Origin of the sequence: Aeromonas rivipollensis, assembly GCF_037811135.1 — a bacterium.
Classification (GTDB): Bacteria; Pseudomonadota; Gammaproteobacteria; order Enterobacterales; family Aeromonadaceae; genus Aeromonas; species Aeromonas rivipollensis.
Map to the genome: position 1 here is coordinate 4,003,684 of NZ_CP149130.1, position 12,350 is coordinate 4,016,033.

The 12,350-nt window shown below is 60.6% G+C and carries 15 protein-coding genes; 12 read left to right on the forward strand and 3 right to left on the reverse strand.

What is annotated here, in order from left to right:
• Positions 1–3: 3 nt before the first annotated feature.
• From WIR04_RS18260 to WIR04_RS18275, 4 genes are read left to right on the forward strand one after another with little or no spacing between them, the layout of a single operon-like run.
• A complete protein-coding gene (locus WIR04_RS18260) occupies positions 4–2,046 on the forward strand; it encodes a protein-disulfide reductase DsbD family protein (RefSeq protein WP_338888802.1) in 2,043 nt (680 codons plus the stop codon).
• On the forward strand, positions 2,043–2,774 hold the full coding sequence (locus WIR04_RS18265; protein ID WP_317841858.1) for a DsbA family protein: 732 nt from the start codon (positions 2,043–2,045) through the stop codon (positions 2,772–2,774). Before WIR04_RS18260 ends, WIR04_RS18265 begins: the two co-directional genes overlap by 4 nt.
• 11 nt (positions 2,775–2,785) lie before the next feature.
• The gene (locus tag WIR04_RS18270; protein ID WP_420883434.1) at positions 2,786–2,938 is read left to right on the forward strand and encodes a copper resistance protein; all 153 of its coding nucleotides are present in this window, start codon (positions 2,786–2,788) and stop codon (positions 2,936–2,938) included.
• Positions 2,939–2,941: 3 nt separating this feature from the next.
• Positions 2,942–3,469 (forward strand): protein disulfide oxidoreductase, encoded by a 528-nt coding sequence (locus tag WIR04_RS18275; protein ID WP_338888808.1) that lies wholly within the window; start codon positions 2,942–2,944, stop codon positions 3,467–3,469.
• A gap of 78 nt (positions 3,470–3,547) precedes the next feature.
• Here WIR04_RS18275 and WIR04_RS18280 read toward each other — a convergent pair whose 3' ends face one another.
• Complete coding sequence (locus WIR04_RS18280) at positions 3,548–3,967, reverse strand: EF-hand domain-containing protein (protein WP_338888810.1); 420 nt, start codon at positions 3,965–3,967, stop codon at positions 3,548–3,550.
• 313 nt (positions 3,968–4,280) lie between these two features.
• On the opposite strand from WIR04_RS18280, the gene WIR04_RS18285 reads away from it, so the two are divergent.
• The 7 genes from WIR04_RS18285 to WIR04_RS18315 all read left to right on the forward strand — a co-directional run bounded on the left by WIR04_RS18285 (position 4,281) and on the right by WIR04_RS18315 (position 8,321).
• Entirely contained in the window at positions 4,281–4,565 is a 285-nt protein-coding gene (locus tag WIR04_RS18285; protein WP_025325592.1) for a DnaJ domain-containing protein, read from the forward strand.
• 7 nt (positions 4,566–4,572) lie between these two features.
• On the forward strand, positions 4,573–5,103 hold the full coding sequence (gene atcA / locus WIR04_RS18290; RefSeq protein WP_338888813.1) for a cold adaptation protein AtcA: 531 nt from the start codon (positions 4,573–4,575) through the stop codon (positions 5,101–5,103).
• A gap of 13 nt (positions 5,104–5,116) precedes the next feature.
• Entirely contained in the window at positions 5,117–5,878 is a 762-nt protein-coding gene (atcB, locus tag WIR04_RS18295; protein WP_025325590.1) for a cold adaptation protein AtcB, read from the forward strand.
• Between the two features lie 10 nt (positions 5,879–5,888).
• Positions 5,889–6,791 carry a cold adaptation protein AtcC gene (gene atcC, locus WIR04_RS18300; RefSeq protein ID WP_307765322.1) on the forward strand — a complete coding sequence of 301 codons (903 nt, stop codon included), beginning with the start codon at positions 5,889–5,891 and terminating at the stop codon, positions 6,789–6,791.
• Between the two features lie 382 nt (positions 6,792–7,173).
• Complete coding sequence (locus WIR04_RS18305) at positions 7,174–7,350, forward strand: glycine zipper 2TM domain-containing protein (RefSeq protein ID WP_338888817.1); 177 nt, start codon at positions 7,174–7,176, stop codon at positions 7,348–7,350.
• 196 nt (positions 7,351–7,546) lie between these two features.
• A complete protein-coding gene (locus WIR04_RS18310; RefSeq protein WP_338892634.1) occupies positions 7,547–7,798 on the forward strand; it encodes a hypothetical protein in 252 nt (83 codons plus the stop codon).
• A 148-nt stretch (positions 7,799–7,946) separates the two neighbouring features.
• A complete protein-coding gene (locus tag WIR04_RS18315) occupies positions 7,947–8,321 on the forward strand; it encodes a hypothetical protein (protein WP_338888819.1) in 375 nt (124 codons plus the stop codon).
• Positions 8,322–8,423: 102 nt separating this feature from the next.
• On the opposite strand, the gene WIR04_RS18320 is transcribed toward WIR04_RS18315, so the two are convergent.
• Complete coding sequence (locus WIR04_RS18320; protein ID WP_124252074.1) at positions 8,424–8,636, reverse strand: hypothetical protein; 213 nt, start codon at positions 8,634–8,636, stop codon at positions 8,424–8,426.
• Between the two features lie 378 nt (positions 8,637–9,014).
• On the opposite strand from WIR04_RS18320, the gene WIR04_RS18325 reads away from it, so the two are divergent.
• Complete coding sequence (locus WIR04_RS18325) at positions 9,015–9,908, forward strand: HNH endonuclease (protein WP_338888821.1); 894 nt, start codon at positions 9,015–9,017, stop codon at positions 9,906–9,908.
• Between the two features lie 51 nt (positions 9,909–9,959).
• Here WIR04_RS18325 and parC read toward each other — a convergent pair whose 3' ends face one another.
• A complete protein-coding gene (parC, locus tag WIR04_RS18330; protein WP_338888823.1) occupies positions 9,960–12,251 on the reverse strand; it encodes a DNA topoisomerase IV subunit A in 2,292 nt (763 codons plus the stop codon).
• Between the last annotated feature and the right edge of the window lie 99 nt (positions 12,252–12,350).

Below are 12,350 nucleotides of genomic sequence, written 5' to 3' on the forward strand. Positions count from 1 at the left end.
CACATGTCAAACATCATCAAGACCGCCCTGTTGCTGAGCGGTCTGCTGTGGCAATCCATGGGATTGGCCAGCGACACCGGCTGGCTCACCAGCCCCCAGAACGATCACGCCAAGGTGCGGCTGCAAGCTGACACCCGGGATCCCGCCGCCCCCCGGGTGCTGCTCAACCTGCAGCTTGAATCCGGCTGGAAAACCTATTGGCAGAACCCGGGGGAAGGTGGCATAGCCCCCGAGATCCTCTGGGATAAGCCCGAGCCGGCGGCGCAGTGGCACTGGCCCGTGCCGGAGCGATTTGACGTCAGCGGCATCTCGACCCAGGGCTACCAGGGGGACGTCAGCCTCCCCATCAGCCTCACCCGCAGCGGCGGCGAGGCACTGACGGGCACCCTGCGCCTCTCGACCTGCAGCAACGTCTGCATCCTGACCGACTACCCCTTCACCCTGGCGCTGGATGGCGCTGCCCCTGAGGGGTTCGACCTTGCCTATGCGAAGGCGATGAGCACCCTGCCACAGGCCATGCCGGCCACTGTGACCCTCAAGGCGGGCTACCGGCAGAACCAGTTGCAACTGACCGCAGACAACCCCCAGGGCTGGCAGGATCCCCAGGTGTTTCTCCAGCGTCTGGAGGGGGCCGAATTTGGCGAGCCCAGCCTGGAGGTGCAGGGCAACACCCTGATCGCCCGCATTCCGGTCAGCGATGGCTGGCAGGGGGATGCCCCCGATATCCGTCATCAGCCACTCGGGTTGGTGCTGGCGAGCGGCGAGCAGGCCTGGCAGAGCGAGGTCCGCATAGGTGAGCCCCTGGCCCTGCCGAGCGGCGGCCGTTCGCTGCTCTGGTTGCTGGGGGCCGCCCTGCTGGGGGGGCTCATCCTCAACCTGATGCCCTGCGTGTTGCCGGTGCTGGCCCTCAAGCTGGGATCCGTGCTGCAGCTCGAGAGCCGGGAGCGCCGCCCGGTGCGCCTGCAATTCCTGGCGGCCAGTGCCGGCATCCTGGTCTCCTTCTGGGCGCTGGCGCTGATGAGCACCCTGCTGCGCGCCACCCAGGGGGCGGTCGGCTGGGGCATCCAGTTCCAGAGTGTCTGGTTTATCGGCTTCATGGTGGTGGTGACGGCGCTGTTCTGCGCCAACCTGCTGGGGCTGTTCGAGCTGCGGCTGCCGAGCAACCTCAATACCCGCCTGGCCACCAGCGGCGGTCAGGGCCTGGGGGGTCACTTCCTGCAGGGCTGCTTTGCCACCCTGCTGGCCACCCCCTGCTCCGCCCCCTTCCTCGGCACTGCGGTCGCCTTTGCCCTCGGGGCGCCGCTGGGTCAGCTCTGGCTCATCTTTACCGCGCTCGGTGTGGGCATGAGCCTGCCCTGGCTGCTCATCGCCGCCGTCCCCCGTCTCGCGCTCTGGCTGCCGAAGCCGGGTCGCTGGATGGGGCGCCTGCGCACCCTGCTCGGCCTGATGATGCTGGGCTCCAGCCTCTGGCTGCTCAGTCTGCTCGGCAACCACATCGGTCCCTTCTGGATGCTGATCCTGATGGCGCTGATGCTGGTCGCCCTGCTGCTGGCCGTCGTGTGGCGCCACGGCATACGCGCACTGACTTTGGGACTGGCACTGGGCTGCCTGCTGGGCGGGGCCCTGCTGCTCGGCGGCGCCTTCACCCTGGACGGCAAGCCCCAGCAGGACAGGGTCGACTGGCAGCCGCTCTCTGAGCAGGCCATCACGCTGGCACTGGCCCAGAACAAGCGGGTCTTCGTCGATGTGACCGCCGACTGGTGCATCACCTGCAAAGCCAACAAATTCAACGTACTGCTGCAAGATGACGTGCAGCAGGCCCTGAGCGCCCCCGATGTGGTGGCCCTACGCGGGGACTGGAGCCGCCCCTCCGACAGCATCGCCAGCTTCCTGCGCCAGCGCGGCAGCGTGGCCATTCCCTTCAACCAGATCTACGGGCCCGGCCTGACGGATGGCGAGATCCTCTCCCCCCTGCTGGACCGATCGACCCTGCTTGCCACCCTGGCGCAAGCCGGTATTGCCCCCTCTCAAGGAGAAACCAAATGAAACCCACCCTGCTCGCCCTGACCCTGCTGGGCACACTCTTGACCCCGGCCCTGCACGCCGCCCCCTTCACCCCGGAGCAGGAGGCACGCATCAAGGAGCTCATTCGCGAAACCCTGGTCCAGAATCCGAAGATCCTGGATGAGGCGGCCGAATCCTGGGAGAAACAGAACGCCGCAGATCAGGCGGCCCAGCTCGGCGACTTCATCAAGGGCAACCAGGATGTGCTGTTCAACAGCGCCACCAGCCCGCGCCTGGGGGCCAAGAACCCCAAGCTGACCCTGGTGCTCTTCACCGACTACAACTGCCCCTACTGCAAGCAGTTCGACCCCGCGGTGACCAAGCTACTCAAGGCCTATCCGAACGATCTGGGGCTGGTGATCAAGCTGTTGCCGTTCAAGGGGCAGACCTCCGCCAAGGCGGCCCAGTACAGCCTGACCCTGTGGCAGCAGGATCCGGCCCGCTTCCTCGCCCTGCACGACAAGCTGATGAGCAAGCAGGGCATGCTGACCGAAGCGGACATCAACAAGGCGCTGGCGGCCACCGGCAATGTGGCGCTCAAGCCTGAGGGCAAGGCCACGGAGGAGCTGCGCAATAGCCTGCGCATCGGCACCTTGCTTGGGGTGCAGGGTACACCGGCGACGCTTATCGGCAACCAGCTGGTGCCGGGTGCCCTGCCCTATGAGCAGCTCGAGCAATTGGTGAAGGCCGAACTGGGCAAGCAGATATGAGGAAACTATCCGTGGAGCTGGGTCCATACAGTCAGCGCATCGGCACTCTGCTTGGCGTGCAAGGGACACCGGCCACATTGATCGGCAACCAGCTGGTGCCGGGCGCGCTTCCCTATGAGCAGCTCGAACAGCTCGTGAAAACTGAACTGGCGAAACTGGGGTAACCAATGACCGAGACAGTCACCCCCAGATCCCGCTGGCGACGCTGGGGCAAGGAGGCGCTCTGGCTGCTGCTGTTTGCCCTGGTCATCACAACCCTGCTGGATCTGTGGCGCAGCCCGGCGCTGCCGGAGGGGAGCCCGCTGCCTGTGCTGACCCTGCAAGATGGCACCCAGGCCGACCTGCAGGCCATGAGCAGGGACAAGCTCCTGCTGGTCTACTACTGGGCCAGCTGGTGCGCCGTCTGCCGCTTTACCACTCCGACAGTGGATCAGCTCTGGCAAGACGGCAGTAACGTGCTGACGGTGGCGCTGCGCTCCGGCGACGATGCCCGGTTGCAGCAGGGCATGGCCAGGAAGGGGCTCAGCTTCCCGACCTACAACGATGAGCAGGGGGCGCTCGCCGCCCGCTGGCAGGTGAGCGTCACCCCCAGCTTCCTCATTATCAAGGACGGCAAGGTGGTGAGCAGCACCACGGGCTGGAGCAGTCGCTGGGGCTTGCAGCTGCGGCTGCTGTGGGCCAACTGGCAGGCCTGAGCCCCATCACAATGAGCAGAGCCCGGTATGACTACCGGGCTCTTTTTTATCTGAAGGCCGAACTTGCTGATTCGCCCCCTATTGCGCCGGTGACATGGTCCCCTGCCCGAGCCGGGCCTTGACACTGGCCCGTTCGGCCTCGTCAATCACGCCGTCGCCATTCTTGTCCATCTTGGTGAAGACGGCCTCATGGCGTTCCATGAACTGCGCCTTGGTCGTATCCTGCATCGGCCTCATGTTGCCCATCTTGCCCGGCATGGCCTTGCCCGATTGCTTCATCGCCTCATGCATCTTGGCCATGGCGGCCTCTCTCTCGGCGACCGACAGGGTGCCATCGCCGTTGCTGTCTTGCCGGGCGAAGCGCTGCTCGGCTCTCTCCATGAACTGGGCCCTGGTGATGTCCCCCTTGATGAACATCAAGGGCTCATCGAGGCTCTCATCGGCCGCGATGGCGACACCGCCCAGCAGTGCCAGAGGCAGAAGATAACGTTTGAACATGGTGTCTATATCCTTGTGATGGTCCTGGTTCTGATCTCTGTCACAGGGGCAGATCCCTGGCGACAGCAGCAGCCTGACGCCCTCTGTATTGTAGTCCCCGAACCGGGGCAGCCCGGCGTGGCAGGATAAAGAGCCTCCCTGGGTGACGACTGGGCCCCTCATTCGCCCCTGGTCGCCGCCATATCGCCTCCTATTCATGGCGGTGGCCGGTGGTTTCCGTTAAAATGACGGGTTTTTACCGTGCCTGGTTCCCCCAAGCCCCATCAGGCGCCAGCATTGTGACTCTGATGATGCCAGTGATGCAGGATCTGCCATGAACAACTACTTTCGGGTGCTGGGCGTCAAGTCCAACGCCAGCGAAAACGACATCAAGAAAGCCTATCGACGGCTCTCGAACCAGTACCACCCCGACAAGTTGCACGGGGCGAGCGAAGAAGAGAAAGAGCAGGCAGCCATCAAGCTGCATCAGGTGAAGAAGGCCTACGAGGTGCTTTCCGATCCCAAGGCGAGAGCCGCTTTTATCAAGGATTTCAACAACGTCATCGTGACCGATCCCGCTGCTGCCATGCAGGAGATGTGGGACCAATTCTACCCCTGAGGGCGCTATGCAAAAAAAATGGGACCAGGCTCGACTCAAGGCGCTGCAAAGTGATGCCAGCGAGAACATCGAATCCTACCGGGATCAGGATCAGCCCAAGGCACTCGAGCAGTTCACCGGCAAGATGAAGGCCCTGCTGCTGGCCGACATCAGCATGCTGGAGTTCATGCCCGAATACCTGCCGCTGGCCCTCTATGGCCGGGTGCAGTTCCCGCCCAAGGCGAAGCCGCAGTGGGCCAGGTGGCTCGCCGACGGCGTACAACCCTCATGGGACGAGTTCAAGGTGTCGGTGGCCTTCAACAACGCCGATCTGCCGCTGGTCAAGGCGGTGCGGGCCCAGAGCGAAGATCAGCTGATCGAAGCCTGTGCCGTGCTCTACCTGCTGGACAACCCCCTGCCCCGCGGTGGCCGTCGTGCCGAAGACGACTACGAGTTGCAGGACGACGAAGATGACGACGGGGAAGATGCCGACGCCGACTATCATGGCGGTGATGGCGAAGAAGACGATCAGGACATGTACGACGAAGTGCGTTTCTAATTTGAGGCAAAGCATGAACAGTCTGATAGAAATTACCGCCATCGAGATCAAAGAGCTGGCCGTGGTCGAGCCCAAGCAGGCCAGCGAAAAGTTCGAGCTGATCGCCAAGACAATGTCCGACGAGCAACTGGCCGAAGTCATTGAAAACATTGATATCGTTACCCTGACCCAGATCAACGGCCAGCACGACATCTCCTTCCCGTCCATCATCTCCGAACTGATGACCCCGGAGCGGATCCGCGACATCGTCTGCCAGCAGCCTCTCTACTGGGAGGAGGCAATCAAGAACAATGCCGAGGAGCTGCAGCAGCACACTTTCGACTTCCTCAACTACCTGATCCGCACCCAGGACAGCGAGGCCAAGCAGACCGAGATCCTGGAGTGCATCGCCGAAGATCCCGCCGGGCTCTTCTACCTCGCCATCCCCTTCATCGAGTTCTACCGTGGCGATCGCTACGAAGATGAAGAGGGCTTTGGCGACGTGCTGCACGCCGAGGAGGAAGATCTCGAGGAGTCCCTGCGCTACAGCGAACGCCAACAGGCCGAGGGCACCCACGACTATCCGCTGGATGATCCGCGCAGCCTCTTGATGCTGATCCGCGAGCAGGCTCCCGAGGTGGAGAAAGCCATCAAGTCGCTGCTGCGCAGCGAGAACGCCACCTGGGAGGGGATCATCAACAAGTTCGCCAACGAGCTGGTGATGCAGGCCAAGGAGAAGAACCAGGTCAGCGACGAGTACGACGAAGTGGACGACATGTTCAGCTTCCTGGATTGAGGAGAGCCCTATGCAACTAGTCATCCGCGAGGCCAACGAAGGCCCCTTCCTCACCCAGGTGCTGCGCTTTGGCGCCGAGCGTGAACTCCTGAGCGCCCAGCAACTTGCCGCCATCAAGGGCAAGGCGGTGCTGATGAGCCTGAAATTCGCCGACAAGTACTACAACAAGTACAAGATGCACCTGCTGGAGCAGGCAGCCCACGACGTCATCGGCGTGGTGAGCTTGGGATTGCAGGAGCTCTCCGGGCGCGACACGGCCCGGGCGCTGGCCCTGCTGCAGGCACCGGAAGGGCCCATCAAGCCGTTCCAGAAGGGCTGGTCCATGCTCATCTCCGTCAGCCCCAGGCAGACCGGCAACAGCCTCTACGGGGACGTGGATGCCAGGCTCCTGGACAAGATCTCGAGCCCTCCCGATGTGGAGGAGTGGCAAGGGTGGCAGGAGTACGAGAAGGCGCTGACCGAGCACAACAAGGTCCGCCTGATGGGGCTCATCGATCAGCACTTCTTCGCCTGCGAGAGCGATCACCCCACCATGGAAGACAAGCTGGCCGAGGCTCTGCTCTACCGCATCCTCTGCGGCAAGGGCAGCGGTGCCGCCCCCCTCAAGGTGAAGCAGGATCTCAAGCGCCGGCTTGCGCGTGAGATTGAGCTCGACGAGGCCTGGTATGACACCGCGCATCTGACCACCCAGCTTGCCCTCATGCTCGCCGAGCTGCCCGCCGACATGGCCGCCGCCCTGCGCCAGGAGCTGAGCCCGGGCTTCGTGCCCAATCTGCTGCACACCCTGGGGTTTGTGCGCCAGTACCAGCAGCAGCAAAGGGAGAACGCCTCGCCGGAGAAGCTCGACAACATCGAGATGCGCGCCGGCCTCAGACACCCCCTGCTCGGCTGGCCCCTCTACCACGACTTCTAGGGCGCTTGTCTGCCTTGAGAACTTGTCCCCCAACGCCCGGCTCGCCGGGCGTTGTCATCTCTGGGCCCCCGCACAGGCGCCGCCAATAAAAAGTGCCCCTATAAGCGCTAGCGTACAGACGCCCCTGCCGGGGTGAGGGAAGATGGCCCCATCACGAACAGGCGCAGACAGAGCGCCCGACCGATATCCGGTACCCGGGGCGATTCATCCCATATGCCCCGGCGCCACCTGAACCAACCACTATCCGGGCTGATGCGTCGGGGTCCGGGTCGGGATCGGCAACCCCACCGGGATGGCTTGCCGCATACCCCAGACGCATTGCACAACATCAAGAGGTAACCCCATGAACAAGCTCCATGGTTTGGCACGAGGGACGGTGGCAATGGCCCTGCTGATTGGGCTGGCCGCCTGCTCCGGCATGTCGCAACAGGGCAAGAGTACCGCAGTGGGTGCCGGCATAGGTGCCGTCGGCGGCTCCGTCCTGACCGGAGGCAGCGCGGCTGGCACCATAGGTGGTGCCGTCGTCGGTGGCGTCATCGGCCACGAGATCAAGAAATAGATCTCCCCCTCCCTTCTCATCCAGCGCCCGATCCGTCGGGCGCTGTTCTGCCTGGCCTCATGACCTCCAATGCCGGCCGGGCGGCGCCCACTACCTCCTCAGCGTCATTGGCCCACATATTGTCAGGGATATAATGGCTCCCCCATACCGACCGCAGGGGAACGCCGTGAGCAGAAAGCCGGACCGCATTACCGCCATGCAGCAGATCATCGACGCCGTGAAGCAAGAATTCCCGCTCTATCAGCCAGATACCTTCAGGTGCTGGCCGGACAACAGCTGCATCGGCTGCCCCAAGAAGCTGATGGAGCTGGTGGATACGGATCTCTGCTACTGGCAATATCAGATCGATCGCGGCATCCCGCCCAGCTTCGACGAGCTCAACCGCTTCGGCAAGATGTGCAAAAATATCCGCCGGGCGCTGGTGCGCAATGGCCGCATTCCCACCTGACGAGCAACAATATGCTGCCTTCATTGATTTGTAGTGACGGTTTCATCCACCAGAATGACTTAACACCTCATTTAATGGTGCGGTGTACCTCATTCACCGCCCACCATGCTGATTGCCGATGCGCGTTCATTGCCCCAAGGAGCACAACATGACCCAGGAAAGCATCCAGACCCGCTACAAGCTGGATCCCCCCCTTGCCAGCCCCGCCGAGCTGGAGCAGGCCATCGCCCGGGCCATCGAGGCGAACAAGCAGGACTTCTTCCCCCTGCTGGAGCGGCTGGTGGATGTGGGGGACAGTCGGGTCAAGCTCAGTCAGAAAGATCCGCTACGGGTACTGGGGGTGGAGCTCAATGGGGCTCTGACCGGTGGCAGTGCCCGCCTCAGCTACGAATCCAACTTCGCCGAGAGCTGCCGGCTTATCGACGAATATGACCAGCACCAGACCAGCGTGGCCTTTACCCTCGACGGGGATGCACTTGTCTTCAACCTTGAGCTGCCCATCGAGTGGAAGTTCGACAACTAGGGCCCTCGCCCAGCGCCCTGCCCATCACAAGAAAGGAGCCTTGCCGGCTCCTTTTTACTGACTCACCGCATCGTGCGGCTCGTCCCGCCCTCGGCGCCCCCCTCAGGTGAGGTAGTAACGCCACGACCGGACCGGCTCGGCGAAACCGACCCGGATGCAGAAGGGAGCAAGCTCGTGATTGGCCTGCTCCAGGCTGAGGGGCTGGTGAGTATCCTCCCGACACCACTGCACGAACTCGTCGCTGTTGAAGCTGTAGTGATCCCCGTGAAAGACCCCGTGGGCCTCGATCAGTCCGATGGCTTTGTCGATCTCCATGATTGGCCTCCTGGCACTGTGCTGCTCCCTTTAATGTTAGCGAGCAAGTGCGGCTTGCGAGGCGTCATCGGCCATATCCTTGACCTGCGGCAATTGGCAAAGGGGAAACCAGAGGATTACCAGCAGAACAGCGACAACCGGGTTTCGCGAACGTCTGATTACACTACGCGAATCAAATCTACTGCCCTGCTTACACCGATGACATAGATAATAATTTTTATATTATCAAGACAAGTTGAACTATGTCACTGCAATAACGTTTTATGTTCGATCTCTGAAAAATTTATTTACACTGCTAAGCATTAAAAAACAACTAAGGCACCACTCCAAAAACAGTTGTATAGTTACAACAAATGATGTGTAGCTCAGGTGATTATTATGCAGTTGTTTTTTCATGATGTAGGATTAAAAGGTGCGAACGCCGATTTCCCAAAGACTATTTATAGTGACATCGCTATATCAGACATCGTCGCGCAATGCCCTGTGGAATTAAGAGAAGTTATTAGTGAGTCTTTATCAAAAGAATTCCCAACTGGCCGATGTAATGCCTGGGGCGTTCCACTAGGAGCAAAAAGTGTCATAAAGCAGCTAACTTATAATGACGTTATGCTTCTTATAAAAAGTACCGGTGGTTTAGAAGAAATACCTGTGCTTTGTCATGTAAAGTTCTTCCCGAAAGAACAACTACTCGAACTATCCAAATTTTTATGGGGAAGCACCCATTTTCCTTATATATTTTTCTTCAAGACACAGGACATTGATTTAAATTGGACTCAATTTAAAGAAGATGTGGATTACTTACCTAAATTCAGGCCGAGTGGGAATGTTTACAGAGTTAAAAGTGAACGACTACTACGGTTTGGTGGGGCTTCTGGATATGTAAAAACCTTACTTGAAAATAAATATATATCCCTACCACCATTACCGCTGAGTTTGAATGAGTCAGGGATAGATGAAGAATATAATGAAGGAAGTAGAGAGGCTCGTGAAGCTATTTTCTTTAAAAGAAATAAGAAATTAGTTTTAGATGCAAAAAAAACCTATGGGTATAACTGCCAAATATGTGACTTTAACTTCGAAGAGAAATATGGTGAATTAGGGTCTGAATTTATTGAATGTCATCATATAAATCCTCTCTCAGAAAGGAACCTTGACCTCCCAACCACAATAGAAGATGTTTGTGTTGTTTGCTCCAACTGCCACAAAATGTTGCATAGAACCAAGCCAGCGATCAAGCTCTCAGAATTAAAAGAATTACTAAGCAAGAAATGACATCACATTGAATGTGTTTTCAGAAGGGCACTTTCGCGCCCTTTCTCTTTATTACCCTTCCTGATTTTCCCCCGCCACCGTCTCGCCGGCGACAGTTTCAATCTCGATGCGATCGACCCGCTGCAAACCGCGGGGCAGCTTGGCGCCACGGCGGCCTCGCTCACCGCGGTAGTAGTCGAGATCGGACGGCTTGAGGGTCAGCTTGCGCTTGCCGGCAAACAGGGTGACATATTGCCCCTGCGGGATAATGGCGGCCATCACCATAAACTCCTCCCGCGCCTTGACCCGCGCAGAGGGGATACTGATGAGCTTGTTGCCCTTGCCCTTGCCGAGCACCGGCAGGGTGCTGAGTGGGAACAGCAGCATGCGGCCCTCGTTGGAGATGGCCATGCAGAGATCGGTCTCTGGCGAGCCAATCTTCTGGGGCGCCATCACCAGGCCCCCTTCCGGCACCGTCAGCAGCGCCTTGCCGTTCTTGTTCTTGCCAATCAGGTCGTCATATTTGCAGACGAAGCCGTAACCGGCGTCGCTGGCGATGAGGTAAGGCTCGCCCTCGTTGCCCATCACCAGATGGCGCACCTCTTCCCCCGCCCCCAGGGCGAAGCGACCGGTGAGCGGCTCCCCCTGACTGCGGGCGGAAGGCAGGGTGTGGGCCTCCAGGGAATAGGTGCGGCCCAGGGTGGAGAGGAAGACCGCCTGCTGGTTGCTGCGGCCGCAGGCGTGGGCCAGATAGCCATCCCCCGCCTTGTAGGAGAGGCCTTCCACATCCACGTCGTGCCCCTTGGCGGCCCGCACCCAGCCCTTGTCTGACAGGATCACGGTGACCGGCTCGCTTGGGGTGAGCTCCTTCTCGGTCAGGGCCACGGCGGTGGCACGCTCCACCAGCGGGGTGCGGCGATCGTCACCGTACTTCTCGGCATCCGCCAGCAGCTCTTTCTTGAGCAGGGTATTGAGGCGACGCTCCGAGCCCAGAATGAGTTCCAGCTTGTCGCGCTCCTCGGCCAGCTCTTCCTGCTCGGCGCGCAGCTTGAACTCTTCCAGCTTGGCCAAGTGGCGCAGTTTGAGCTCGAGGATCGCCTCGGCCTGGGTCTCGCTGATGTTGAAGCGCTCCACCATCACCTTGCCCGGCTCATCCTCGGTGCGGATGATCTCGATCACCTCATCGATGTTGAGGTAGGCGACCAGCAAGCCTTCGAGGATGTGCAGGCGAGCCAGCACCTTGTCGAGGCGATATTGCAGGCGGCGGCGCACCGTCTCGCGGCGAAAGACGATCCACTCGGCGAGGATCATCTTGAGGGTCTTCACCTGGGGTCTGTTGTCCAGCCCCAGTATGTTGAGGTTGACGCGATAGTTCTTCTCCAGATCCGTGGTGGCGAACAGGTGGGCCATCAGCCCCTCCACATCCACCCGGTTGGAGCGGGGAATTATCACCAGACGGGTCGGGTTCTCGTGGTCCGATTCATCCCGCAGGTCGGTGACCATGGGCAGCTTCTTGGCCACCATCTGGGCGGCGATCTGCTCCATGATCTTGGCGCCCGAGGCCTGATGGGGCAGCGCCGTGATGACGATGTCGCCATCCTCCTCGCTCCACACCGCCCGCTGCTTGATGGAGCCCTTGCCGGTCTCGTAGATTTTGCGGATGTCGTCACGCGGCGTGATGATCTCGGCGTTGGTCGGGTAGTCCGGCCCCTGAATGTGCGTCATCAGCACATCCAGCCCCGCATTGGGGTTGTCCAGCAGCTCGGCACAGGCAAGGGCCACTTCCCGCGCGTTGTGGGGCGGAATGTCGGTCGCCATGCCCACCGCTATGCCGGTCACCCCGTTGAGCAGTATGTGGGGCAGGCGGGCGGGCAGCACCACGGGTTCCTTCATGGTGCCGTCGAAGTTCGGCGTCCACTCCACAGTGCCCTGGCCCAGCTCGGAGAGCAGCAGCTCGGAGAAGCGCGACAGCCGCGCCTCGGTGTAACGCATGGCGGCGAAGGACTTGGGATCGTCCGGCGCCCCCCAGTTGCCCTGACCGTCCACCAGCGGGTAGCGGTAGGAGAAGGGCTGGGCCATCAGCACCATGGCTTCATAACAGGCGCTGTCGCCGTGGGGGTGGTACTTACCCAGCACGTCACCCACGGTACGGGCGGACTTCTTGTGCTTGGAGAGCGCGGACAGCCCCAGCTCGCTCATGGCGTAGATGATGCGCCGCTGCACGGGTTTCAGGCCGTCACCTATGTGGGGCAGGGCCCGGTCCATGATGACGTACATGGAGTAGTTCAAGTAAGCCTGCTCGGTGAAGGCGCGCATGGGCTGGCGCTCTACCCCGTCCAGACTGAGCTCGATAGCATCACTCATGTGATTATCTCTTTCGGTTCGGGAGCTGGTTGGCGCTCTACTTCATCCAACAAACTGAGCTCGATAGCATCACTCATAAGGTTGTTCTCTTGCTATGGC